The 23,416-nt window shown below is 61.9% G+C and carries 21 protein-coding genes; 13 read left to right on the forward strand and 8 right to left on the reverse strand.

The window, feature by feature from the left end; translation table 11 throughout:
- The first annotated feature begins 41 nt into the window (after nt 1-41).
- The 4 genes from ACL0K2_RS22300 (at nt 42) to ACL0K2_RS22315 (ending at nt 3,844) form a co-directional block, all read left to right on the forward strand.
- Nucleotides 42-848, forward strand: coding sequence for an alpha/beta fold hydrolase (locus ACL0K2_RS22300; protein ID WP_413043427.1), 807 nt, complete (start codon nt 42-44; stop codon nt 846-848).
- Nucleotides 845-1,702: an alpha/beta fold hydrolase gene (locus ACL0K2_RS22305; protein ID WP_045161546.1), complete on the forward strand. Its 858-nt coding sequence runs from the start codon at nt 845-847 to the stop codon at nt 1,700-1,702. The genes ACL0K2_RS22300 and ACL0K2_RS22305 overlap by 4 nt, the downstream gene beginning before the upstream one ends.
- 172 nt (nt 1,703-1,874) lie before the next feature.
- Nucleotides 1,875-2,678: a DUF4892 domain-containing protein gene (locus tag ACL0K2_RS22310; RefSeq protein ID WP_239612068.1), complete on the forward strand. Its 804-nt coding sequence runs from the start codon at nt 1,875-1,877 to the stop codon at nt 2,676-2,678.
- 77 nt (nt 2,679-2,755) lie between these two features.
- Nucleotides 2,756-3,844: an AI-2E family transporter gene (locus ACL0K2_RS22315; RefSeq protein ID WP_045161548.1), complete on the forward strand. Its 1,089-nt coding sequence runs from the start codon at nt 2,756-2,758 to the stop codon at nt 3,842-3,844.
- 18 nt (nt 3,845-3,862) lie between these two features.
- On the opposite strand, the gene ACL0K2_RS22320 is transcribed toward ACL0K2_RS22315, so the two are convergent.
- Nucleotides 3,863-4,849 carry a patatin-like phospholipase family protein gene (locus tag ACL0K2_RS22320; RefSeq protein WP_239612069.1) on the reverse strand — a complete coding sequence of 329 codons (987 nt, stop codon included), beginning with the start codon at nt 4,847-4,849 and terminating at the stop codon, nt 3,863-3,865.
- Nucleotides 4,850-5,063: 214 nt separating this feature from the next.
- On the opposite strand from ACL0K2_RS22320, the gene selD reads away from it, so the two are divergent.
- The 8 genes from selD to ACL0K2_RS22360 all read left to right on the forward strand — a co-directional run bounded on the left by selD (nt 5,064) and on the right by ACL0K2_RS22360 (nt 13,274).
- Nucleotides 5,064-6,098, forward strand: a complete 1,035-nt coding sequence (selD, locus tag ACL0K2_RS22325; protein WP_045161550.1) for a selenide, water dikinase SelD — start codon at nt 5,064-5,066, stop codon at nt 6,096-6,098.
- The gene (gene mnmH / locus ACL0K2_RS22330; protein WP_413043428.1) at nt 6,098-7,204 is read left to right on the forward strand and encodes a tRNA 2-selenouridine(34) synthase MnmH; all 1,107 of its coding nucleotides are present in this window, start codon (nt 6,098-6,100) and stop codon (nt 7,202-7,204) included. The genes selD and mnmH overlap by 1 nt, the downstream gene beginning before the upstream one ends.
- A gap of 28 nt (nt 7,205-7,232) precedes the next feature.
- On the forward strand, nt 7,233-7,511 hold the full coding sequence (locus ACL0K2_RS22335) for a lipoprotein (RefSeq protein WP_045161552.1): 279 nt from the start codon (nt 7,233-7,235) through the stop codon (nt 7,509-7,511).
- Nucleotides 7,512-7,596: 85 nt separating this feature from the next.
- A complete protein-coding gene (locus ACL0K2_RS22340) occupies nt 7,597-8,202 on the forward strand; it encodes a flavin reductase family protein (protein ID WP_413043429.1) in 606 nt (201 codons plus the stop codon).
- 256 nt (nt 8,203-8,458) lie between these two features.
- On the forward strand, nt 8,459-9,376 hold the full coding sequence (locus ACL0K2_RS22345) for an AAA family ATPase (RefSeq protein ID WP_045161554.1): 918 nt from the start codon (nt 8,459-8,461) through the stop codon (nt 9,374-9,376).
- Nucleotides 9,377-9,403: 27 nt separating this feature from the next.
- Nucleotides 9,404-10,363, forward strand: a complete 960-nt coding sequence (locus ACL0K2_RS22350) for a DUF58 domain-containing protein (protein WP_413043430.1) — start codon at nt 9,404-9,406, stop codon at nt 10,361-10,363.
- On the forward strand, nt 10,360-12,378 hold the full coding sequence (locus ACL0K2_RS22355) for a DUF3488 and DUF4129 domain-containing transglutaminase family protein (RefSeq protein ID WP_413043431.1): 2,019 nt from the start codon (nt 10,360-10,362) through the stop codon (nt 12,376-12,378). Before ACL0K2_RS22350 ends, ACL0K2_RS22355 begins: the two co-directional genes overlap by 4 nt.
- Before the next feature lie 98 nt (nt 12,379-12,476).
- Nucleotides 12,477-13,274 (forward strand): acyl-CoA thioesterase, encoded by a 798-nt coding sequence (locus ACL0K2_RS22360; protein ID WP_239612074.1) that lies wholly within the window; start codon nt 12,477-12,479, stop codon nt 13,272-13,274.
- Nucleotides 13,275-13,377: 103 nt separating this feature from the next.
- On the opposite strand, the gene ACL0K2_RS22365 is transcribed toward ACL0K2_RS22360, so the two are convergent.
- Nucleotides 13,378-14,850, reverse strand: a complete 1,473-nt coding sequence (locus ACL0K2_RS22365) for a methyl-accepting chemotaxis protein (RefSeq protein ID WP_413043432.1) — start codon at nt 14,848-14,850, stop codon at nt 13,378-13,380.
- Nucleotides 14,851-14,939: 89 nt separating this feature from the next.
- Complete coding sequence (locus ACL0K2_RS22370; protein WP_413043433.1) at nt 14,940-15,755, reverse strand: TatD family hydrolase; 816 nt, start codon at nt 15,753-15,755, stop codon at nt 14,940-14,942.
- A gap of 177 nt (nt 15,756-15,932) precedes the next feature.
- Here ACL0K2_RS22370 and ACL0K2_RS22375 point away from each other — a divergent pair, with 177 nt between their 5' ends.
- Nucleotides 15,933-17,342: a transglycosylase SLT domain-containing protein gene (locus ACL0K2_RS22375; RefSeq protein ID WP_045161560.1), complete on the forward strand. Its 1,410-nt coding sequence runs from the start codon at nt 15,933-15,935 to the stop codon at nt 17,340-17,342.
- Nucleotides 17,343-17,346: 4 nt separating this feature from the next.
- Here the strand turns inward: ACL0K2_RS22375 and ACL0K2_RS22380 are convergent, their stop codons facing one another.
- The 5 genes from ACL0K2_RS22380 to ACL0K2_RS22400 all read right to left on the reverse strand — a co-directional run bounded on the left by ACL0K2_RS22380 (nt 17,347) and on the right by ACL0K2_RS22400 (nt 23,410).
- The gene (locus ACL0K2_RS22380) at nt 17,347-18,372 is read right to left on the reverse strand and encodes a lipase secretion chaperone (RefSeq protein ID WP_413043434.1); all 1,026 of its coding nucleotides are present in this window, start codon (nt 18,370-18,372) and stop codon (nt 17,347-17,349) included.
- A 46-nt stretch (nt 18,373-18,418) separates the two neighbouring features.
- The gene (locus ACL0K2_RS22385) at nt 18,419-19,360 is read right to left on the reverse strand and encodes a triacylglycerol lipase (protein WP_045161562.1); all 942 of its coding nucleotides are present in this window, start codon (nt 19,358-19,360) and stop codon (nt 18,419-18,421) included.
- A 305-nt stretch (nt 19,361-19,665) separates the two neighbouring features.
- The gene (gene greB, locus ACL0K2_RS22390) at nt 19,666-20,163 is read right to left on the reverse strand and encodes a transcription elongation factor GreB (protein WP_045161563.1); all 498 of its coding nucleotides are present in this window, start codon (nt 20,161-20,163) and stop codon (nt 19,666-19,668) included.
- Nucleotides 20,164-20,225: 62 nt separating this feature from the next.
- Complete coding sequence (locus ACL0K2_RS22395; protein WP_239612079.1) at nt 20,226-22,727, reverse strand: ABC transporter permease; 2,502 nt, start codon at nt 22,725-22,727, stop codon at nt 20,226-20,228.
- On the reverse strand, nt 22,724-23,410 hold the full coding sequence (locus ACL0K2_RS22400) for an ABC transporter ATP-binding protein (RefSeq protein ID WP_045161565.1): 687 nt from the start codon (nt 23,408-23,410) through the stop codon (nt 22,724-22,726). Before ACL0K2_RS22400 ends, ACL0K2_RS22395 begins: the two co-directional genes overlap by 4 nt.
- Nucleotides 23,411-23,416: the final 6 nt, after the last annotated feature.

A 23,416-nucleotide genomic window follows, 5' to 3' on the forward strand; every position in this document is an offset into this window, starting at 1 on the left:
GGGCCAGACAATGGTTGCCTTTCTCTTTCCGCATCGAACCCATGACGCAACGCATCTTCTTCGCCCACGCCAACGGCTTTCCCTCCGCGACCTATCGCAAGCTGTTCGACGCGCTGGCGCCGGACTACGTCATCACCCACCTCGACCAGCACGGACACGATCCGCGTTTCCCCGTGGATGACAACTGGCAGAATCTGGTGCGCGAACTCCTTGAACAGCTCGCGCCTCTTGAGGAGCCTGTCTGGGGCGTAGGTCACTCGCTGGGTGGAATGCTGCACTATCACGCAGCCCTTCAACGGCCGGACCTTTATCGCGGTGTGGTCATGCTCGATTCGCCAATGACCACCTGGTTCGATCAGACGCTGATCTGGGCGGCGAAGCGTTTCGGCTTCATCGATCGGCTTACGCCGGCTGGTCGCACCCTCGGCCGTCGCGAGGCGTTCAGTTGCACAGATGAGGCACGGCAATACTTCGCCAGCAAGGCGTTGTTCCGCGCATTCGATCCCGATTGCCTGAATGCCTACCTCGAACATGGGTTGGAGCCAACCGCCCAAGGGCTGCGCTTACGCTTCGATCCGGAAACCGAAATCGAGATCTACCGCAGTGTGCCGCACGTAACGCCCGGCTGGCCGCATGCGTTGAAGATTCCACTCGCCGTGGTGCGTGGTCGCCAGAGCAGCGTAGTGCTGCCTCATCACCTGTGCCTGCTTCGCCTGGTTACCCACGGCGAAGCGCATACCTTGCCGGGAGGGCACATGTTTCCGCTCGAGCGTCCGGGTGATACGGCGATGTTGCTCAGACGGGTATTCGCTCGCTGGGGTGAACTGGGCCAACGAGGTGCCGCATGAGTGTTGTATTCGAAGAGATTCGCCTAAGCCTGCCGCATATCGAAGTCGCGGCGCACCTTTACGGCCCAGAAGAGGGTCGACCGGTCATCGCGCTGCACGGTTGGCTGGACAACGCCGCCACTTTCTCCCGGCTCGCGCCGCTGCTGGAAGGTGTGCGTATCGTTGCGCTCGACCTGCCAGGGCATGGCCATTCCGGCCACCGTCCGATTGGCGCGGCCTATAACATCTGGGATTACGCCCACGATGTGCTGCAGGTGGCCGAGCAGTTCGGCTGGAAGCGTTTTTCTCTGCTGGGCCATTCGATGGGGGCCATCGTGTCGGTGTTGCTGGCCGGTGCCATGCCCGACCGCATCGAGCGTCTGGCGTTGATCGATGGGGTGATTCCCTATACGGGCGAAGCCGACACCGCACCGCAAAAGCTTGGCGAGTCGTTACAGGCGCTGCTCGCCGTCGACGACAAGCGCAAGCCGGTCTATGCCGAATTCCAACAGGCTGTCGCGGCGCGCATGAAGGGCGTCGGCGCGGTCAGTCACGAGGCAGCTGAACGGCTTGCTGAACGAGGGTTGATGCCAGTGCCCGGTGGTTATACCTGGCGCACCGATGCCCGCTTGATGCTACCGTCCGCGATGCGCCTGACTCGTGCGCATGCGCAGGCCTTCGTGCATCGGGTGGCTTGCCCTTCGAGTTTGGTACTGGCGGAGCAGGGCTTGATGACACAACCGGCCATGATTGAACTGACCGAGACGTTGCCGTTCATGCGGCATCGATTGCCCGGAGGGCATCATTTGCATCTGGATGATCAAGCGGGAGCCGAAGCGGTGGCAGCTGTTTTCAACCCGTTCTTCGCGGCTTGAATCGAGCAAAGGTGCGGTTGCGCAAGAATCTGTCGCAAAGCCCGGCTTGACTTGCTTTTGCCAACTGGTGAGGCTGGGGCATCGCCTCAACAGGAAGTACCTCAATGATCTATCTCCATGCCGCCGCCACGCCCAACGGTAAGACTGCCCAGTCGAAGGTGATCCGTTGAGTATGCGAAGTGTATGGACAGTCGCGCTGGCCATGCTCGCTCACACCGCGAGCGCTGCTGATGTACCGGGTAGCCGGGACTTCGACTCGCTTGAGCGATACCCACAAGCGCAAATTGTTGCGTTCAAGGAGCAGCAGGTACTGGAGCGGACCTATCCGCTGGACTCGATTCGCCGCATCAGCGGTCGTCTGCGAATGAGCGACCAGGTGAGTGCAAGTGGCCAGCTGACCGCCGCCACTTATCAGTTACCAGAGGTACATACCGGTATCGAAGCTTTCGAACGGGCACGCAACCGGCTGTTGCAGGACGGTGCCGAACTGCTCTTCTGGTGTGAGGGGCGAGAGTGTGGATCGAGCAGCCTCTGGGCCAACGACATATTCCAACGCTCGACGCTCTACGGTCCCGATGCCAGGCAGGCCTATCTGCTGGCGCGTCTGCCGGGCGATTCCGATCGCCTCATGGCGCTCTACGGCATCACGCGGGGCAATGGCCGCCCTTATCTGCAGGTGGAACAATTCACCCCCGACGAGGCGCTCGGTGTCATTCTGCCGAATCCGGCCACGCTGTTACGTCAATTGAAGAGCAACGGAGAACTCTGGTTGCCGAGGTTGCCCCAAGAGCCCACGGCTGAGTGGGGCGCGCTGCTGGCGAATGTTCTGCGGCTCGACAGCACTATGCGGGTCGCGCTGGCGGGGAAGGGTGCCGAGGGCTGGCGGGAAGCGCTGACGCAGGAGCGAATCAAGGCGCGACGCCTAGATGTCGAGAGGACCGACGAGGACGGTCTGCGTATCAAACTGTTGCGCTGAGAACAGGCTTCAGAATGCAATAGCGCTCCCCTGATACGCTCCCCTGGAGCGCACCGCGTTTCCCCATAGGTACCCTGATGCTTAACAACGATCGTTTGCTGGTGCAGATTTTGCTTCTGGTGCTGCTCGGTGCCTGTGTGTGGGTACTGGCTCCGTTTGCTTCCGCGCTGTTCTGGGCAGCGGTATTGGCGTTTGCCAGCTGGCCGGTCATGCGTGTGCTGACACGCTGGTTAAAGGGCAATTCCACCCTTGCCGCTACCCTGCTGACGTTCGGCTGGATGGTGTCGGTAGCGGTGCCGCTGGTGTGGCTGGGGTTCAACATTGCCGATCAGATCCGCGAGGTCAACGTATTGGTGCATAGCCTGCAGATGCAGGGCCTGCCGGAGCCTCCGGTGTGGCTGGGCGAGGTGCCGCTGGTTGGCGATCGGCTATTGACCCTCTGGAGCACCATTAACGAGCAGGGCACTGCCTTCTTCGCGACGATTCGCCCTTATGTCGGCCAGGTCGGCAACTGGTTGTTGGTACGCAGCGCGCGGATCGGGGGAGGGATGTTGGAGTTGGCGCTCAGTCTGGTGCTGGTGTTTTTCTTCTACCGCGACGGCCCAAAATTGGCGGCCTTCGTCCACAGTTTGCTGCATCGACTGATCGGCGATCGTGCGGATCATTACCTGGAGCTGGTTGCCGGTACGGTACAGCGCGTGGTCAACGGTGTGATCGGCACCGCCGCTGCGCAGGCGATTCTGGCCTATGTGGGGTTCAGCATCGCTGGAGTGCCGGGTGCGTTGATTCTCGGCGTGCTGACGTTCGCGTTCAGCTTTCTGATGGTCCCGCCGCTGGTCTGGGGGCCGGCTGTGGCCTGGCTTGCCTGGCAGGGCGAATATGGAATGGCAGTTTTCCTCGGCATATGGGGCATGTTCATCATCAGCGGCGTGGACAATGTGCTGAAGCCCTATCTGATCAGTCGCGGCGGCAACTTGCCGCTAGTGGTGGTACTGCTGGGCGTGTTCGGCGGCGTGCTGGCGTTCGGTTTCATGGGACTGTTTCTCGGCCCGACGCTCCTGGCGGTCGCCTACAGTCTGCTGGGTGACTGGTTGATCAAGGAAGTGCCCGAAGTCGTCACCCCGAATGAGTTGTCCGCCGGTGTCGATCGAGCAGCTTCTCGGTGAAGAGGGACATAGCTGTGGCTAGAGCTGTTCTTCCTCGTATTTGTCGAGCGTGTCGCGGGCGATGATCTGGCCGAGCTTGATCAATTCGGGCGCCTTGTAGAACTCGTAAAACCGGCAGGCGCGTTTAGGAATGTTGACCAGCACGTTCGGTGGATAACCAGCAATCTTGTATTGCGTCAGCGATGATTGCATCACCTCGAAGCTCTGGTTGATCAGCTCCAGCAATGAAGCTGGACCGCCGACATCCACCACCATCGACCCCTCCGCCGATTTCGGTGCACTTTGCCCGGTAGGGGCCGCTGGTGGCTGGCTCGCTCCAATTTCGTCAGGGGCTTGAAGTTCAGCGATATGCTCTTCTAGTCCCTTGCTGCGCCAGAACGGAATATGCGAGCTTATCGAGCTGACCATGGCATCGAAGCGACCAGGGCGAATCACTTCCGGCAGGGGGTATTGCCGATGGTTATTGGCGTTGAGGTTCACCGCGATGATGATGTCACTGTGACTGGAGACCACCGGGACAATCGGCAAGGGGTTGAGGATCCCGCCATCAACCAGCATTCGGTTGCCTTGCATGACTGGGGTGAACAGACTTGGGATGGCTGCCGAAGCGCGCATCGCCAGCTCCAGGTTGCCTTCCTGAAACCATATTTCCTGCTGGTTGGTGAGATCGGCCGCGACGGCAGTGAACGGAATTGGCAGGTCTTCGATGTTGACCGAACCGAGCATGTCACGGATACGGCCGAAGATCTTCTCGCCGCGTATCGCTCCGAGACTGAAGCTCGGGTCGACCAACCGCAGCATGTCGAAATAGTCCAGGCTCTCGATCCAGTCCCGGTATTCGCCCAGCTTGCCCGCGGCATAAATCCCGCCGACCACTGCGCCCATCGAGCAGCCCGCGATGCAATTGATCTCGTAACCCCGGGCGGTGAGCTCCTCGATGACCCCGATGTGCGCATAGCCACGCGCGCCACCCGATCCCAGTACCAGTGCAACCTTGTTGCCCATGTGATTCTCCCCATTTGGCAAGGGTGATAGCTTCCAGCCTCAGACGCGGGGCATCAAGCCCCGCCATCAGCTAATTCGAGCGCAGCCGAACCAGGATTTCTACCAGGCCTATGGCACCGCCATCAGCCGACCGGTGTAACCGGGATTACCGCGAGACGCCGGCCTTCTTGCTACAATCGGCGCCCGTTTTGCCAGCATCATGAGAGCCCTTCAGATGAGCGAACCCATCCGTCTCACCCAATACAGCCATGGTGCCGGCTGCGGCTGCAAAATTTCGCCGAAGGTGCTGGACGTGATCCTTGCCGGCAGTGGCGCGCAAAATCTCGACCCGCGCCTGTGGGTCGGCAACGCCTCGCGTGACGATGCTGCCGTCTACGGTATCGATAATGAGCGCGGCGTGGTCTCGACCACCGACTTCTTCATGCCCATCGTCGACGATCCATTCGATTTTGGACGAATCGCCGCCACCAATGCCATTAGCGACATCTATGCGATGGGCGGAGACCCGTTGATGGCCATTGCGATCCTCGGCTGGCCGGTCAACCTGCTGCCGCCTGAAGTGGCCCGCGAGGTTATCGCCGGCGGGCGCGCGGTCTGCGATGCGGCGGGCATTCCCCTGGCTGGCGGCCATTCGATCGATGCCCCCGAACCGATCTTCGGCCTGGCGGTGACCGGCCTGGTGAACAAAGCGCAGATGAAGCGCAACGACACGGCGTCTGTGGGTTGCAAGCTCTACCTGACCAAGCCGTTGGGCATCGGCATTTTCACCACTGCCGAAAAAAAGGCCAAGCTGCGAGCCGAGGATGTCGGTCGCGCCCGTGACTGGATGTGCACGTTGAACACCCCCGGCAGCCGCTTCGGCAAGCTTGCTGGCGTTCGTGCCATGACTGACGTCACAGGCTTCGGTCTGCTCGGGCACCTGGTGGAAATGGCCGACGGTAGCGGTGTGACCGCGCGTATCGACTATGCCCGCGTGCCGCGCCTCGAGGGCGTCGAGTATTACCTGGAGCAGGGCTGCGTCCCCGGCGGCACCGGACGCAACTTCGACAGCTATGGCGAACGTATTGCCACGCTCGACGAGTCGCACAAACAACTGCTCTGCGATCCGCAAACCAGTGGTGGGTTGCTGGTGGCGGTAGCGCCTGAGGGCGAGGCAGAGTTTCACGCGGTCGCGGCCGAACTCGGTCTCGTGCTCGAGTCGATCGGCGAGCTGATCGAAGCCGGCACCTTTGCCGTCGAGGTCCGTTGATGCGCGGCGATACCGATAATTACCGCGAACTGTTTCTCAACGATGTGCCCATGATGGATGCCCGGGCTCCGGTGGAGTTTTCCAAGGGCGCCTTCCCCGGTGTGGTCAATCTGCCGCTGATGAACGATCTGGAGCGGCAGAAGGTCGGCACCTGCTACAAGCAGCACGGTCAGCAGGCGGCGATCGAGCTTGGCCATCGGCTGGTCAGCGGTCAGATCAAGGCCGAGCGCATCCAGGCCTGGGCCGACTTCGCCCGGCAAAATCCGCGCGGATATATCTACTGTTTTCGTGGTGGGCTGCGTTCGCAGCTGGTCCAGCAATGGCTCAAGACCGAGGCGGGGATCGACTATCCTCGTGTGACCGGCGGTTACAAAGCGATGCGTCATTTTCTTTTGGAAACCATCGAGCACGCGGCCGAACATGATGATTTCGTGTTGGTCGGCGGCATGACCGGCACCGGCAAGACCGAGGTGCTGGCGCGTCTGGAGGACAGCGTCGATCTGGAAGGCATTGCCAACCACCGCGGGTCGAGCTTCGGTAAGCGCGCCACGCCGCAGCCGGTACAGATCGATTTCGAGAATGCGCTGGCGATTCGTTTGCTGAAGATGCAGCATGCTGGCGCTCGGCAGTTCGTCCTTGAAGACGAAGCACGGCTGGTCGGGCGCTGCTCCATCCCGCTGCCATTGTTCCAAGGTATGCAACGCTATCCGCTGGTGTGGTTGGAGGACAGCTTCGACAGCCGGGTTGATCGCATTCTCAAGGACTATGTGATCGACCTCTGTGCCGAATTCATTGCCGAGCAGGGCGAGGAAGGGTTCACCGCATTCGCCGAGCGTTTACGGCAAAGTCTGGTCAATATCAGCAAGCGGCTCGGAGGCGAACGCTTCGCACGCTTGGCCGCGATCATGGATCAAGCGCTTGCCGAACAGGCCAGTACTGGCGCAGTCGAGCTGCACCGCGGATGGATCGAGACGTTGTTGAAGCAGTACTACGATCCGATGTACGCCTATCAGCGAGAGAGCAAAGCGTCCCGTATCGAGTTCGCTGGAGAGCAGGACGCCGTAGTCGAATTCCTGCGCGAACGTGCAGCAGGCAAGCAAAAATGAGCAGGTCTCGAAAGTGAGGGATGTATCGATGAAAAGTCTGATCTGTTTATCCGTGCTGGCGTTGGCCCTGACCGGCTGCGCCGGAAAAACCGCCTATCGCGACAGCTGTGCGTCTCAGCTCAATGCGGCTTGGGAAGAGCAGAGCCTTGCCGAAGCGGAGGGTTTCGCCGGTACCGTAAGTTATTCCAAGGCAATGGCTTTACTGACGGGTGCCAAAACCCAACAGCAATTCGAGGCTTATCGAGGCTGCGTGGAAAAGGCCAAGAAGGCCCGTTTCTATCTCCGCGAGTCGCGCGCAGGTCGCTAACACCCCTTCCGGTGGCACCTTCGGCAGGTGCCACCGCCGTATACGCTCGAGCCGAATGTGCTGATCGGTTCATTTGGAAATCTCCATGCAACTCGACTTCTGCGCACTGACCCCGGCCGAGCGCTATCGCTGGCTTACCTCGACGATTACCCCGCGTCCGATTGCCTGGGTGTCGACCCGTTCGACCGATGGCATCAGCAACCTTGCGCCCTTCAGTTTCTTTCAAGTCATCAGCAGCGAGCCGCCGACGTTGCTGATCAACGTGGGCCTGAAGGACGGCATGCCGAAGGACACTGCGCGAAACGCACGGGATACCGGTGAGCTGGTGGTTCAACTGGTGGGGGCCGAGCAGGTCGAGGCGATGAATGCATCCGCTGCCGTGCTACCCCATGGCATCAGCGAATTCGAGCATTGTGGCATTGCCAGCGAACCCGCCAAATTGGTTAACGTACCCAGGGTGTGCGCGGCACCAGTTGCTTTCGAGTGTCGAGTCGCACAGATCCTGCCCTATCCAGCGGAGTCACCCAACTGCCATCTGATTTTCGCCGAGGTGCTGCTGGCGCATGTGGCTGACGGATTGCTCGATGAGCGCGGCCGCATCGACCCGGCCAGGCTCGACGTGGTCGGAAGGCTTGGTGGCACCAGCTATACCTACACGCGCGAGCGTTTCGAGATGCTCCGGCCGCAGTGAGCGGTGGCGCCGCCCGGGCCATTCGATGGTCGCGACAGCCTAGAGGCCGAACTGCTTCCGGTACAGCGGCACGCCAGCTGCCGGCCGACCACGTTCAGTCGGGCCTGGCAGGATACCAAGCGCTCGCTGCCGTATAGGTCGTTCGAGGTGCCGCCGAGCAAGTGCCCGGTCACAACTTCGTCAACAAAGATTTCCGTCGGCTTTGCCTGCGCGTCTCGGGTCAGTAGCATCGTGGGACGAATCGAAGGAGAGCGGAATGCGCGCTAGATTGGATGTCTGCCTGCGAGCGGTGAACGACATATTGCTCGGCAAGCAATCACAGGTGCGATTGGCCATGGCCTGTCTGCTGGCCAGAGGGCACCTGCTGATCGAGGACCTTCCGGGCATGGGCAAGACCACCCTCAGTCACGCCCTCGCCAGGGTGATGGGCCTGGAGTTCCAGCGGATCCAGTTCACCTCCGACCTTCTGCCGGGCGATATTCTCGGCACTTCGGTGTTCGATAAGGACAGCGGTCAGTTTGCTTTCCATCCAGGACCCATCTTTGCCGAGCTGATTCTGGCGGACGAAATCAACCGAGCCACGCCAAAAAGCCAGAGCGCGCTTCTCGAGGCCATGGAAGAGGGGCAGGTGACGATCGAGGGCGCCACGCGGCCGCTGCCCGATCCATTTTTCGTGGTGGCCACGCAGAACCCGGTCAGCTCCGGCGGGACGTTTTCTTTACCTGAGTCGCAGTTGGACCGCTTCCTCATGCGCTTATCGCTGGGTTACCCGGCGAAAGCCGCCGAGAAGGCCTTGCTGCTAGGCGATCCACGCCGTGATCTGCTTGTGCGGCTGGAGCCTCTGCTCGACCGCGCTACGCTGGGGGAAATTCAGGATGCGGTGGCGCAGGTTCGGGTCAGCGACGCACTGGTCGATTATGTGCTGAGATTGGTCGAGGCGACCCGCACGCAGCCTCAGTTCGCCTGGGGACTGTCGCCGCGAGGCAGTCTCGCCCTGCTGGCCGCGGCACGCGCTTGGGCATTTCTCGATGGGCGCGATTACGCCATACCCGAAGACGTTCAGGCGGTGCTGCCCGCGGTGGTAGGGCATCGTCTGCGCGAGCGTGCCGATGCCACAGGTCACGGTGGTGGCGCGCTGGTGCAATGGCTGTTGCGCGAAGTGCCAGCGCTCTGACTCGCACGACCTGCCCGGGGGCTCAGCATGCGACTACTGCCGCGGATACGTGAACGTTGGCTATTGAAGCGTATTCCGCCGGGCCCGAGCATGCGGCTCGACCAGCGACGGATATTCATCATGCCGACGCCGGTGGGCATGACCTTTCTGCTGGCTTTGCTATTGATGCTGGTTGCTGCGATCAACTACCAGAACAGCCTCGCCTACGCGCTGACGTTCCTGCTCGGCTCGGTATATCTGGTCGCGATTCTGCATACCTGGCGCAATCTCGCCGGTCTGACGCTACTGGCGGGCAGTTCACCGGCCGTCTTCCTCGGAGAGCAGGCGCGTCTGCAAGTACGACTGGAAAGCCGTGGACGCCTCTACCAGGCCGTCGCGCTGGGCTGGCCAAAAAGCGGCCTACAGGTGGTCGACGTGCCGGTAGGGGGAACCTGCGAGGTCGATCTGAGCCTGCCAACCGAAGATCGTGGCTGGTTACGGCCGGGGCGTGTGCGTGTCGAGAGCCGCTTTCCTTTGGGCATTTTGGTGGCCTGGAGCTGGGTGGATCTGCAACTGGCAGCTCTGGTGTATCCAAGACCTGTGGAGGGCGAGTTGCCGACCGCCAGAGGGCCCGCTGACGAAGAGCGCGAGGGCACCTGCGTATCAGGGCCCGGCATCGATGACTATCAGGGTTTGAAACCTTGGCAGCCGGGCGACTCGCGGCGACGCCTCAACTGGAAAGCCTATTCCCGTGGGCAGGGGCTGCTGGTCAAGGATTTCACCGCTCTGCTTGGGCAGGAACCGTTGCTCGATCTGGATGCGCTCGAAGGTGACATCGAGTCGCGACTGTCGGTGCTATGCCACTGGATCGTCGAACTGTCTGCGCGTCAGCAGCCCTTCGCCTTGCAGATCGGCGCGACACTTATCGGTCCGGATGCAGGGGTCGACCACCGCAACCGCTGCTTGCGTGAACTGGCGGTGTTCGGTCTGGAACGGGAGGTTCGATGAGCACCCAGCAGTCGATTCCGCGCAACGGCCTGGTCTGGCTGCTGGTCGCCCAGGTACTGGTGATCTTGCCGCACCTGGGTCACCTACCGTTATGGATCATCGGCCTCTGGCTGGCTTGCGCCACCTGGCGCGTGCAGATCTTTCGCATGCGCGCGCGCTATCCGAGAGGCTGGGTGAAGGTTTTGATGATGATTGGCGTCGGCGGCGGCGTGTTCGTTTCGCGCGGCAGCCTGATCGGGCTCGATGCCGGCGTCGTACTGCTGATTGCCGCGTTCATTCTGAAGCTGGTGGAGATGCGCAGCCGGCGCGACGCTTGGGTGCTGATCCTTCTCGGCTTCTTTGCCGTGGCGACCAGCTATCTGTTCTATGACAGCTTGCCGGCCGGCCTTTACAGCCTGCTGCCTGTCACCGTTTTGTTGGCCGCGATGATTGGCCTGCAGCAAAGCAGCACCGATACACACCCCTGGGCAACGTTGCGCCTGGCTGGCTCGCTGCTGCTGCAGGCTGTACCGCTGATGCTCGTTCTATTCGTATTGTTTCCCCGGATGGGGCCGCTCTGGTCATTGCCGCAACCCCGAGATCGCGGAGTGACGGGGCTTTCTGACAGCATGTCGCCGGGTGACATCGCGCAGTTGAGCCGGTCTGCCGGGCTGGCATTCAGAGCCAGCTTCGAAGGCCCGATCCCCGAGCGGGATCAGCTCTACTGGCGGGCCGTCACGTTCGAGCGCTTCGATGGTCGGCGCTGGTCGCAATCGCTCGCTGTACAGATCCCAGGGGCGCCAGACTGGACGCCCGGAGGCGCCGCGGTGAGTTACTCGGTGGTGATGCAGCCCAGCGGCCGTCCATGGCTATACGCGCTGGATGTGGCGCAGGTCGATGCGGGGGGCGTGCGGTTGATGCCAGATTTCCATTTACAACGCCCGCGTCCGATCGATCAGGCATTGCTCTATCAGGTCACCTCGTGGCCCGAATCGCGTCGCGAACCTGTGGCTAGCGCTGCCACACTGGAGCGTGCGCTGCAGTTGCCGGCACAAGGCAATCCGCGCAGCCGTGCCTGGGCCGCGCAGTTGCGCCGCGATAATCCAGACCCGACGGCGCTGGTGCAGGCACTCCTCCAGCATTTCAATCGACAGCCGTACCGATACACGCTGCGGCCTTCATCGGCGGGGGGCGATATCGTTGACGGCTTTCTGTTCGATACGCTGAACGGATTCTGCATTCACTACGCTGGCGCGATGACGTTCGTCTTGCGTGCCGCCGGCATTCCCGCTCGGGTCGTGGCGGGCTATCAGGGCGGGGAGATCAATCCGACGGGCAATTATCTGTCGGTTCGTCAATTGGACGCCCACGCTTGGGTCGAGTACTGGGTTGCGGGTCGCGGTTGGGTCTCGATCGACCCCACGTTTCAAGTCGCGCCGGAACGCATCGAACGAGGCCTTGAGGATGCACTTTCCGACGAGCAGACGCTGTTTGATGACTCACCGCTGGCGCTGCGGCGCTACCGAGATATCGGCTGGCTGAATCAGCTGCGATTCGGCTGGGACAATCTCAACTACGGTTGGCAGCGATGGGTGCTCGGCTACCAGGGTGAGCGTCAGCTGGACGTGTTGAAAGGACTGTTCGGCAAGGTCGACGCCGGTAAGCTCGGGTTGCTCACCGTTGCTGCGGCCGCGCTATTGACGATGGTCCTGGCTTTGCTGCTGCTTAAACCCTGGCGCCGTGAACGTGATCCACAGCTGCGCCTGTTCCATCGGTTCGAACGACTCCTCGCTCGGCACGGCGTCGAGCGGCAGGTCGGCGAGGGCCCGCGTGATTTCGCCGAGCGCGCGGCAGTGTTGATGCCGATCGTCGCCGAGCCGATACGGGAGTTCACCCGGCTCTATGAGATGGCGCGTTATGCTGGCCAGCCCGCAGACAGAAACGAAATGCACGTTTCGCTCGCCAGACTGCGTCGCCAGCTGCCTTGGCGCTCCGGTACGCGCAGAAAGCAGGAAACTGAACCCGGCGAGCGATAGCTGCGTGCGATGGTGTCCTATCACCAATGCTCAACTGCACACTTCTGGCCGCACGTCGGCGATAAGATGGTGACCGATAAAAACAATCCGAGGTGGGCATGACCCTTTTCGAACTGATACGAGCCGTGCGTGACAATCCTGCGAACGTCATCGTGCCGGCCACCTGGGGGCAGGGGCGTGCGGGTTTCGGCGGTGTGGTTGCAGCGCTGGTCTATGAGGCCATGCAGGCGCAGGTGCCGGACGGCCGTCCAGCGCGCTCGCTGGCCATCACCTTTGTCGGCCCGTTGATGGTAGATACTCCGGTCAGCTTCGAGGCTGAGGTATTGCGCGAGGGCAAGGCGGTCAGCCAAGTGCTCGGGCGTGCGGTGCAGAACGGCCAGGTGGTAACCATCGTCCAGGGCAGTTTCGGTGCGGCCCGCGCATCGGCGGTGCGGGTAGCCGCAGAGCCCGCGCCGTCGATGCCGCCGGTAGACGAATGTCAGGAGCTGCCCTATGTGCCGGGCGCCGCGCCGGAATTCACCCGTTATCTGGCGATGCGCTGGGGCATCGGTGGGCTGCCGTTCTCGGGCAACACGTCGCGCGAAATGGGCGGTTGGGTGCGCTTACGCGGCGAGGTCGAGCGCGAGCCAGTGACCGTTTCGCATCTGCTGGCACTGGTGGATGCCTGGCCGCCAGCCGTACTGTCGCATCTGAAGGGATTCGCACCTGGCAGTTCGCTGACCTGGACCATCGAGTTCATCCAGCCGATGCCGTCGCTCGATACTCACGACTGGTGTCAGTACCGCGCGGTGATCGAGCATGCCCAGGATGGTTATGGCCATTGCGCAGCGGCGCTCTGGACCCCTGGGGGTGAGCTGGTGGCATTGAGTCGCCAGACGGTAACGGTGTTCGGCTGAGCCAAGGTTCGGCCATCAGGACGGCTTCGACCGAAGACTGGCCAGCGCTCTCCATCGGTCGGCCCGCCAGCGCGAGACCTTGGCCTCGTGCTGAAGGGGCGGCTCACAGTTTGAATTGCTGAATCGCTTTGCTCAGTTCTTTGGAGAGTGCAGCCAGCTCGGAGCTGGTGGCGGCGGACACGGCGGTCTGCTCAACGGTCTGTTCGGTGACGTCGCGGATGCCGGTCACCGAGCGATTCAGCTCTTCGGCTACGCCACTCTGCTGCTCTGCGGCATCCGCGATCTGGGTGTTGCTCTCGCGCATCTGCGCGACCGCTGCGGTGATCGCTTCCAGAGCCAACCCCGCCTCGCGGGCCTCGCTCACGCAGTCGTCGGCCTTCAGCGAACTTTCCTGCATGAACTCCACCGCGTCGCGTGTCATGGCTTGTAGCCCGGAGATCATCTGGGTGATCTCGTCGGTCGACACCTGAACACGTTTGGCTAGACTACGCACCTCGTCCGCCACCACCGCGAAGCCCCGGCCCATCTCGCCAGCGCGAGCCGCTTCGATGGCGGCATTCAGCGCGAGCAGGTTGGTCTGCTCGGCGATGCTATGGATGACGCTGACGACACCGCTGATCTTCTGGCTGTCGGCGGCGAGTTGTCCAATCGTCTCGGCTGTTTGTTGCACTCCTTGCGACAGACTGGATATCGACCGCTCAACGCGAGTCACGACGCTGTGGCCGTCACCGGCGAGACGGTCGGCATGCTGAGACTGGTCGCGGGTTTCTCGCGCATGGTCGGCGATCTGGTAGACGGTCGTGCTCATTTCATTGATCGCCGTCGCGGCCTGATCGGTTTCGCTTTTCTGCCCGAGCATGCCCTTGCGTACTTCGCCCATACTGGAGGCCAGGCGGCTGGCGCCCTCGTCCAGGCGTGTGGCCGCTTGGGTGACGGTACCTACGATGCGCTGGTAGCCGGATTGCATGGCATTGAAAGCGCCCGCCATCTGGCCGACCTCGTCACCGCTGTCCAACGGTACGCGTACGGTGAGATCACCGCTGCGCTCCACATGCAGCATGACGTCTTTCAACGTGTTGAGATGGCTGAGCAGGAATCGGATCATCACCTGAGAAGCCGCTAGCAGCGCCAGCATCAGAACGGCGACGGCCAGCGCATAGCTGAAAAAGTGCTGCGTCAGCAATTGCCAGACGCTAGGCGCGCGAGCCAGAACGGCAAGGCTGTCGCCGCCTGAGCGAGTGATCCGCTGTGCGCCGACAACCGGTGTGGTGGCGAAAAAGCGGTCGTGGTCGATTGCAAGCCAGCCCTGACCCGGCGCGATGGTTCGACCTTCGATAACCAGCCCCTGACCGGCAGCTGCCGCCAGCAGATCGGGATGGCGGGGGAGGGCACTGCCTGCCGGCCAGTCCTGCAGCACCCTGGCCAGTTCCTGAGCGCTGGTTTGCGCGTCCTGGCTGCGGGACCGCTGTTCCAGTTGCAGGGCGAACAGCACCAGCAGCAACGTGGTAACGAAGGTCACCATGTTCAGCGCCCAGAACTTGTATTTCAGAGAAAGATCACGAATCCAGAGAACCATGAGTGCGCTTCTGTATGGGTGGCTGAGAGGGCGTCGGTGCGTTTTAGGCGTCCGTCTTTTTAGCGGCAGAACGACGGCAGGCTTTAGCGCTATTCTGGTTGAGCCAGCGGAGCGATGCCGAAGAACCGTTGAGCGCAGGCGGTGGTGGTTGTCGCGAGTTCGTCGTCGCTCACGCCGCGATGGCGGGCCACTTCACGCAACACTTCTGGAAGAAAAGCGGGCTCGTTCTGACCGCCTTTGGGTTTGGGCCGCAGCGTGCGTGGCAATAGATAGGGCGCATCGCTTTCGAGCATCAATCGCGAGGCGGGAATCTCGCGAACCAGCGGCTGCAGGTGCGTGCCGCGGCGCTCGTCGCAGATCCAGCCGGTGATGCCGATGTGCAGGTCGAGGTCGAGATAGGCGTAGAGGGCGCGCTTCTCCCCGGTAAAGCAATGAACGACCGCGGCACTGAGCCGATCGCGGAAAGGCCGGAGGATGTCCACCAGGCGCTGGTCCGCATCGCGTTCGTGAAGAAATACCGGGAGACCGGTTTCCACTGCCAGTTGCAGATGTTCTTCAAGCACCCGTTCCTGCTGCCCGCGCGGGGAAAGGTCCCGGTTGAAATCCAGCCCGCATTCTCCAACAGCGCGAACCTCGGGTTCGGCGAGCAATTGCTTCAACTGAGTGGCGGTTTCGGACGTCCACTGGCTGGCATCATGTGGATGGACTCCTGCCGTGCAAAACAACCGTTGCCGGCTCTCATCCAGCTCACGACAAAGCGTTAATGCTGCTTCGCTTTCGACCAGACTGGTGCCGGTCAGTACCAATTGCGTGACGCCAGCTGCGTAAGCGCGAGTCAGGACGGCGCGCGGGTCGCGAGCGAAGGTCGGGTGGGTCAGGTTGACACCAATGTCAATAAGCTGCACAAACTACCTCATGTAGAATAAAAATAATATAAGTATTAATATCAAATACTTATAGCTGATATCTCATGTTAATTGGCAAGCTACGCTGGCGGCGAAACCGTGGCTATGAGAATCTTCGCCGCCCTGCGGCAGGCTGGCCGCCCTACAGACTGTCCCGTTCGAGTCGATACGCTGTAAATGAACCGATTATTGCCCTTGCTGTTGTGCCTGATGGTGCTCGCACCCTGGCCGGCCGCTGCGCGCGTGATGGGGCCTCAGGCGTGGCAGCCGGCGGATACGGTACGCGATCTGGCTGAGATTCGCCGCAGTGGCGTGTTGCGTGTGCTGGTCAATCAGAGCCGCAACAGTTCGGGCGAAGTCAAAGGTGAAGCCATCGGCGTGGAATACGTGCGGCTACGCGCGTTCGAGCAGTTTCTCAATCGCGGTTCGAAGGGGCCCGCGATCACCCTGGAAGTTATACCTAAGGCCAAGGACCAGCTGCTCGGCGCACTGCAGAGAGGCGAGGGTGATCTGGTCGCGCCTGGAGAACGTTTGGAGTCAGGATCGACGCGTCGGGTGAGCCATAGTCGCGCCGTAGTCGATAACGTCCCCATGGTTTTGGTCAGCCGCCAGGGCGGCCTTCGCTACAAAAACTTCGAACAGCTATCGGGACGCAGTCTGGCGTTGTCTGCCGGCAGCGCCGCCGGGCTGGAACTGGAAGTGCTCAATCAACGGTTGATGCAAGCCGGGCGCGCGCCGATTGCTGTCGAGTGGGTCGATCCAACGCTCGCGGTCGAGGACGTGCTGGAGATGGTGCAGGCCGGCATCTATTCCGCGACTGTCGTCGAGCTGCCCATTGCGGAGCGATGGGCGAAGGTACTGCCCAAATTACGTATCGAGCGAGATCTGGTTCTGGGCAAGCGCGCCGACATGCGTTGGTTTGTCCGAACGGAGGCCAGCATGTTGCGCGCTAGCGTCGATCGCTTCCTCCGAGGCTACAGTGCGCCGGATAACCAGGACGCCGCTTTCGTCCGGGTCTATCGGCGCCTTTACCGGGTGCAGTATCCCCTTGATCGGGTCGGTCGGCAGCGCTTGGAGAAGGTGCGGCCCACTTTACAACGGCATGCTCAGCAGCAGGATATCGACTGGCTCAATCTGGCCGCGCTGGCATTCAAAGAGTCGACCCTCAATCCGGCAGCCCGTGGTGCTTCCGGCGCCACCGGGCTCATGCAGGTGACGCAGGCTACTGCACGCAGCATGGGTGTAAACGACATCGGCAAGCTTGATAACAATGTGCAGGCCAGTGCGAAGTATCTAGCCAACATCCGGCAGAAATTTTTCGCTAGCCCCAGGCTGAATGAACGCGAACGCATGGCGTTCGTCCTCGCGGCTTACAACATGGGGCCGCAGCGGGTCCAGAGCATGCGTGCCGAGGCCCGGCGCCGAGGGCTCAATGCCGACCAGTGGTTTTTCCAGGTCGAGCGCGTTGCCATGGAAACCATGGGTATGGGCGTAGTCAGCTACGTCAATGCAGTAAACAAGTACTACCTGACCTACACGCGGGAGCGTTACCTGCTCGAAGGCGGTCCGCAAAGCGCTGCCAAATGAGCGTTTAGCTTTGCTTGATGACGAGTAGCTGCTCGACCGCCTCCAGGCGTTGGCGCTCGTTTTCGTCGAATCGTTCGGCGGCCAATCGGGCGATCGCAGCGCGCTTATCCGCTTCGCCAAGCCCTCGGCTGCTTTCGATGCGGCTCTTTTCTTTTTGATAGGAGGAGAGTCGCCTTTGCCATTCTTGCCTTTTGAGATCGAACCGTTCCAGACGCGCGGTGGCGGCGTTGCCAACCAGCTGCTGACGCAGCCGACGTAGGTCCGCGGGCGTGGCTCCGCGCGCTTGCAATGCACGTGTCTGCTCGCGTAATTCAGACTGCAATTGAATGACCATCGCATCCTGCAGTTCGGGCGGTAGGCTGCTCTGCAGCCTGTCGATTGCGGCTCCCTTGGCGGCGGCATCGAGAGTTGAGTCGCGACGAATCGCCAGCCTTTCCAGCGTGAAGCTGTCGGCCGTTTCGTCGAGTGCAAAAAACGCCTGATGGACCTCATCGTCGAATAATTGGGCGCGCAGCTGGCGAACCGCTTGCAGCCGCTCGCGCATGGCGTTCAGATCGGCCTGCTGCACATGATCCTGCTCCAGTAGCAGCAGTTGGCGTTTGTAATCCAGATACTGTGCTAGCAACTGCAGCGCTTGACCTTCTCCGGGCTGGGGAAGTTGCGCTTCGATGTAATGTCGTAGACGCGTGACGCTGGCCTCAAGGGGTTCTTCGCCAATCGAGGCCAGGAAATAATCGAAGACGCGTCGGATGTCATTCTCGATGATCAACCTGCCGGAGGCGTCCGTTCGTAGTTGCCCATCGACCTGGGTCCCCGCGAAGGAAGGAGGTAAGCGACGGATCGTTGCGACAGGCGAAGGCCGCGGATCCGGTAAACGGACCGATGTCTGGGTTGGAGCCGGCGATGGGGCGCGTACGGGCGCAACGCGCTGCGCCTGGTCCGGCTGTGTCTCGACCGGGTCCTGCCAATCGATCGCGACGCCGAGGGTCACGGTCACGGCCAGCAGGAGCAGGAGGGCGATTACTTTCATCGAGACGCCTCGCTTCAGGGCCGGGGCCGATCGGCCCCGGCGAGTCTCAAAGGCCTGCGTTCTTCAGGCGGTTGGCATGCTGGCGGTAGACAGTCAACGGATCGGTTTCGAACAAGCTGGTCAGTCCGAGCACCTGATTGACCTCATCCAGGTGATTCATCCGGTAGTTGTCGCGGATAACCATGCCGAGGTGTGAGCTGCAGCGTCCAACCAGCCCGTCATTCGCTTCACCGAAGGCGAGCGAGCCAGCGCCCAGCATGGCGTCACTGACATCCAGTGGGTTGGTGAGCGGGCTGGTACCGCTCCAGGAGTAGTAGCTAACGCCGCCTACCTTGTATGCGCCTTCGCCGCATTTAGAGGTCGGAATTCCCTGTGGGTATTTGGCATTGAATCGCGCGGCGCCTTCACTGTTGAGCGACTCGAGTGACCCGAGCGAGTTTTGAGGCGCGGTGCTCGGGCTGCCGGAGAGAAAATGGATCAACGCGCCCATGCCATTGACCAAGCCGGCAATGATGGCCTCGCCGCCGGATCCCTCGGGAACCTTGCGAAGCAGATCCGCGACGTCCGAGCCCTTGTGCGGGGCGCCGACGCTGGTGACCGAGGCAACCAGATCGGGGCGCACGGCGGCGACGTAGCGTACGGTCGGGCCACCATGACTGTGGCCGATCAAGTTCACCTTCGATTTTCCGCTGATCGCAACGATTTCCTCGACCTGATCCAACAATTCTTCACCACGCAGCTCCGAGGTGTTGAGCTGGCTGACTTCGGTCACGTAGACCTGCGCACCGTCACGCTGCAGCGCGCGTGGGATGCCGTACCAGTAGTCGAGGCCGAGCAGGCTGTCGAAGCCAAGCATGCCGTGGGTTAGAACGATCGGGTAACGCGTTTGGGTGTATCCGCTCGAGCCGAACAGGCCGGCATGTACCTGGTTTGTGACGGCCAAGGCGGTACCGAGGCACAGAGCGATCAAGGTCTTCTTGTTGTTCATGAATGCACTCATCAGTGGGTGAATCGGGCATGGCGATCCCTCGCTGTTCACCGCGCGTTGCGCGTACTGCCGCCTGACAAACGCAGCAATCGTGCCAATCCTATAACAGGCGGCGGGGATCGGCTCTGGCACCGTTCGTCCAGACTGATGGGTGGCCATGGCTGCCAGCGCCGTATCGTCTTGCCTGTTACTAGGCGGAACGCTTTGATGGGTAGGAAAGTTATATTCGCTTGATCTAGACCTGATCGCCGAAGTTTGCGTAATATCGCGACTTACGAGTCATATTGGAACTCGCTGGTCACTGCTCACTGGTAATCGATAGCGACGATGTACCAAAGCTTGGCGCCGGTGGGTGTCTGAACGTGCACCTCGGCATCTAGTGGCTTGCCGATCAGGGCTCTGGCCAGTGGCGAGTCGATGCTGATCAGCCCCTGCCGAAGGTCCAGTTCATCGGGGCCGACGATGCGATAGCGGGCCTGTTCGCCGTTCTCGTCTTCAACCGTCACCCAAGCGCCGAAGTAGACTTTGCCCGGATCACTCGGTTTCTCACTGACGACCTTGAGCTTCTCCAGACGCTTGGTAAGAAAGCGCACTCGACTGTCTATTTCCCGCAGCATCTTCTTGCCGTAGGTGTATTCGGCGTTTTCCGAACGGTCGCCTTGCGCGGCCGCTTCGCTGACCGACTGGGTGACCTGCGGGCGCCTGACGTGCCAAAGCTCATGGAGTTCGGCGCGCAGCCGCGCTTCGCCCTCGGGAGTAATCAGAGGCGTACCGGCAGGGCGGGGAGGGCGATAGCGGCTCATGATGGCTCCGGGTCAGGCTGGAAAGTCGCACATTCTAAAAGGACTCACTGCTGTCCGCTGGCTCAGTTGTCTCGGAGCACATCGAGCGGACTGGCATTGAGCGCTCGGCGAGTGCCGATCACGCCGGCCGTACCGACTAGCAGCGCGCCGATCAGCGGCAGCAATAGCAGCCAGGGATGCGGATGCCAGCGTAGATCGAACACGAAGTGATAGAGCAGTGCGCTGACCAGCTCGCAGCCAAGGGCCGCGAGCAACCCGCTGGCAGCGCCGAGCACGCCGAACTCGGCACGTCTGGCTTTGAGCAACAGGCTGCGCTCGGCGCCCAATGCCCGCAGCAGGGCTCCCTGACGTATACGCTCGTCGAGCGTTGCCTGAAGCCCGGCGAGCAATACGGCCAAGCCTGCTGCCAGAACGAACATCAACACGTATTCCACTGCCAACGAGACCTGCGCAAGGATGCTGCGCAGCTGGCTGAGCAAGGCCTCGACCTGCAGTATCGTGGCGGAGGGAAAGTCGCGGGCCAATTGAACCAGTTCGCGGTCCTTGCCGCTGGGCAGATGAAAGCTGGTCATGAAGGTGGCCGGCATGTCTCGCAGCGTGTTGGGTTCGAAGATCATGTAGAAGTTCGGTTGGAAACTGTCCCAGTTCACTTCGCGCAGGCTTGTCACCGTGACGTCGCGGGTCAGTCCGCCGACCGTGAAGCTGAGCCGATCGCCCAGCCCGATCTGAAGACTCTCGGCCAGCTCGGCTTCCACTGATACGCCGGGTAGATCGCCGCGCTCGCCCTCCCACCAGTGGCCGGCGGTCAGCTGGTTATCGGAAGGCAGGTCGCGTGCCCAGGTCAGGCTCAGGTCCCGGCGAATCGCCCGCTCACCCTGGCTGTCTTTGCTAACCAACTGGCGCACCGGCTCCCCATTGATAGCCACTAGCCGGCCCGGAACCACGGGATATAGCGGCGCAGCGTGATCCGACAGCGCATCGATGCGCTCGGCGAACGCATCGCGATCCGTCGGCAAAATATTCAGTACGAAATGGTTAGGGGCGTCGTCCGGAAGCTGGTTCTGCCAGGTATCGAGAAGTTCGCCGCGCAACAGGGCGATCAACGCCATGGCAAGCAGTATCAGGCCAAAGGCCAAGGCTTGACCGGCTGCCGCCAACGGGTGACGGAGCAGCTGTCCGAGGCCAAGGCGCCATATCAGCGACGCGCCCGACAGTGAGCGCCGTAGTCCCTGCAGTGCCAGTAGCAGCAGTCCGCCAAGCAGGACGGTCGCTAGCAAGCCGCCGCCCAACAGGGCCAGTGTGATTTTCAAATCCAGGCTCAGGCGCCACATAATCAGGCCTAGGGCGATCACTGCTGCGCCGTACACCAGCCAGGAGCTCGGCGGGACGGGGAGGATGTCGCGGCGTAGCACCCGGAGCGGCGGCACACGCCCCAATGCTGCCAGTGGCGGTAAGGCGAAACCGGCCAGTGCGACCAGCCCCGTGGCGATGCCTGCCAGCGCGGGCCAAAGGGTGGCGGGCGGTACTTCGCTGACCACCAGCTCGCGCAGCAGGAAAAACAACCCATGCTGCGCGGTCCAGCCCAGCAAGGCGCCTGCCGCGCTGGCGGCCACGCCTAGATAGCCGAGCTGCAGCGTATAGAGCATCAGCGCCTCACGTCGTGACAGCCCCAAGCAGCGCAGCAGGGCGCTGGCATCGAAGCGGCGAGCGGCGAAACGTGCTGCCGAGAGCGCCACAGCGACACCCGCCAATAATACAGCCGCTAGGCTGGCCAGGTTCAGGTAGCGCTCGGCGCGCCCCAATGCGCCGCCAATCTGACGATTACCATCCTTGGCCGTCTCGATACGTTGATGCGGCTGCAACTCCGGTTTGACGGCCTCTTCGTATGCACGTAACTGCTCCGCCGGGCCACGCCAGAGCTCGCGGTAGCGCACGCGGCTACCCGGCTGCACGACGCCGGTGGCTTCGAGGTCGTCGAGATGCATCAATACATGTGGCGTCAGGCTGTAAAAATCGCCAACCCTATCGGGTTCGTAGGTCAGAACACGCGTCAGTTTGAGCTGTTTGTTGCCAACTTCGATGTGGTCGCCGATCTGCAGGTCGAGTGCGGCGAACAGGCGTGCTTCGGCCCAGGCTTCGCCGGGCTGAGGGCCTGGCCCGGGTTGTTCCGGTTGATAGGGCGCGGCTGCGCTGCGCAGTTCTCCGCGCAGCGGATAGCGATCGTCGGCTGCCTTGACGCTGGTCAGCTGCAGATTGTCATCGGTGGCGACGACGCTGGAGAATTCCACCACCCGAGCATGGTCGAGCTGAAGCCGAATGCCTGCTTCGATCTGTTCGGGCTCAGCGGGCGCGCTGCCGCGCAACACGAGATCGGCTCCGAGGAATTCAGTGGCGCGCAGCAGCATGGCATCGTTCAGGCGGGCGCCGAAATAGCCGATGGCGGTGCTTGCCGCGACGGCAATCAGCAGCGCGAGGAACAGCACACGCAGCTCGCCGGCGCGTGCATCCCGCAATAGCTGGCGCAGTGCGAGAGCAGCCAGTCGGCTGGCAGGCACGCGCTTCATCGAGTTTGCTCGTCGCGAAGCTGGCGCCCACCTTCCAGTCGCAGCAGGTGTTGGCAGCGCTTTGCCAGGCGCTCGTCATGGGTAACCAGCACGAGGGTAGTGCCGCGCTCACGGTTCAACTCGAACAGCAATTCGGTGATATTTGCCCCCGTGTGGCTATCGAGATTGCCGGTTGGCTCGTCGGCGAACAGCACCTCGGGCTCGGCGGCGAATGCGCGAGCAACCGCCACGCGCTGTTGCTCGCCGCCGGATAGTTGCCTGGGATAATGATGCAAACGAGCGTCCAGGCCGACGCGCCCGAGCAGTTCGGTGGCTTTCGCCTGCGCATCGCGGCGGCCATGCAGCTCGAGCGGCAGCATGACGTTCTCCAAGGCATTGAGGCTGTCGAGCAGCTGGAACGATTGAAAAACGAAGCCGACATGCTCGGCGCGCACCCGGGCACGCTGATCTTCGTCCAACTCGCCGAGCAGATGGCCGGCTAGGTGCACTTCACCCGAACTGGGCAGATCCAGTCCGGCCAGCAGGCCGAGCAGGGTTGACTTGCCGGATCCAGAAGTTCCGATGATCGCCAGACTTTCCCCCTTGCTCAGGCTCAGGGACACATCGTCGAGTATCGCCAGCTCGCCTTCCGCGCTGGGTACCGCTTTGCTAAGGTTCCGGGCAGAGAGAATGCTGGCGCTCATGGAGAT

This window comes from Pseudomonas sp. YJ42 (assembly GCF_047225135.1).
In the GTDB taxonomy this organism is placed as follows: Bacteria; Pseudomonadota; Gammaproteobacteria; order Pseudomonadales; family Pseudomonadaceae; genus Stutzerimonas; species Stutzerimonas stutzeri_E.

Bases quoted from the DNA above. Each gene is read 5' to 3' on its own strand.
- ACL0K2_RS22300 (WP_413043427.1), top strand. From the start codon at position 42: ATGACGCAACGCATCTTCTTCGCCCACGCCAACGGCTTTCCCTCCGCG.
- ACL0K2_RS22305 (WP_045161546.1), top strand. From the start codon at position 845: ATGAGTGTTGTATTCGAAGAGATTCGCCTAAGCCTGCCGCATATCGAA.
- ACL0K2_RS22310 (WP_239612068.1), top strand. From the start codon at position 1,875: ATGCGAAGTGTATGGACAGTCGCGCTGGCCATGCTCGCTCACACCGCG.
- ACL0K2_RS22315 (WP_045161548.1), top strand. From the start codon at position 2,756: ATGCTTAACAACGATCGTTTGCTGGTGCAGATTTTGCTTCTGGTGCTG.
- ACL0K2_RS22320 (WP_239612069.1), bottom strand. From the start codon at position 4,849: ATGGGCAACAAGGTTGCACTGGTACTGGGATCGGGTGGCGCGCGTGGC.
- selD (WP_045161550.1), top strand. From the start codon at position 5,064: ATGAGCGAACCCATCCGTCTCACCCAATACAGCCATGGTGCCGGCTGC.
- mnmH (WP_413043428.1), top strand. From the start codon at position 6,098: ATGCGCGGCGATACCGATAATTACCGCGAACTGTTTCTCAACGATGTG.
- ACL0K2_RS22335 (WP_045161552.1), top strand. From the start codon at position 7,233: ATGAAAAGTCTGATCTGTTTATCCGTGCTGGCGTTGGCCCTGACCGGC.
- ACL0K2_RS22340 (WP_413043429.1), top strand. From the start codon at position 7,597: ATGCAACTCGACTTCTGCGCACTGACCCCGGCCGAGCGCTATCGCTGG.
- ACL0K2_RS22345 (WP_045161554.1), top strand. From the start codon at position 8,459: ATGCGCGCTAGATTGGATGTCTGCCTGCGAGCGGTGAACGACATATTG.
- ACL0K2_RS22350 (WP_413043430.1), top strand. From the start codon at position 9,404: ATGCGACTACTGCCGCGGATACGTGAACGTTGGCTATTGAAGCGTATT.
- ACL0K2_RS22355 (WP_413043431.1), top strand. From the start codon at position 10,360: ATGAGCACCCAGCAGTCGATTCCGCGCAACGGCCTGGTCTGGCTGCTG.
- ACL0K2_RS22360 (WP_239612074.1), top strand. From the start codon at position 12,477: ATGACCCTTTTCGAACTGATACGAGCCGTGCGTGACAATCCTGCGAAC.
- ACL0K2_RS22365 (WP_413043432.1), bottom strand. From the start codon at position 14,850: ATGGTTCTCTGGATTCGTGATCTTTCTCTGAAATACAAGTTCTGGGCG.
- ACL0K2_RS22375 (WP_045161560.1), top strand. From the start codon at position 15,933: ATGAACCGATTATTGCCCTTGCTGTTGTGCCTGATGGTGCTCGCACCC.
- ACL0K2_RS22380 (WP_413043434.1), bottom strand. From the start codon at position 18,372: ATGAAAGTAATCGCCCTCCTGCTCCTGCTGGCCGTGACCGTGACCCTC.
- ACL0K2_RS22385 (WP_045161562.1), bottom strand. From the start codon at position 19,360: ATGAACAACAAGAAGACCTTGATCGCTCTGTGCCTCGGTACCGCCTTG.
- greB (WP_045161563.1), bottom strand. From the start codon at position 20,163: ATGAGCCGCTATCGCCCTCCCCGCCCTGCCGGTACGCCTCTGATTACT.
- ACL0K2_RS22395 (WP_239612079.1), bottom strand. From the start codon at position 22,727: ATGAAGCGCGTGCCTGCCAGCCGACTGGCTGCTCTCGCACTGCGCCAG.
- ACL0K2_RS22400 (WP_045161565.1), bottom strand. From the start codon at position 23,410: ATGAGCGCCAGCATTCTCTCTGCCCGGAACCTTAGCAAAGCGGTACCC.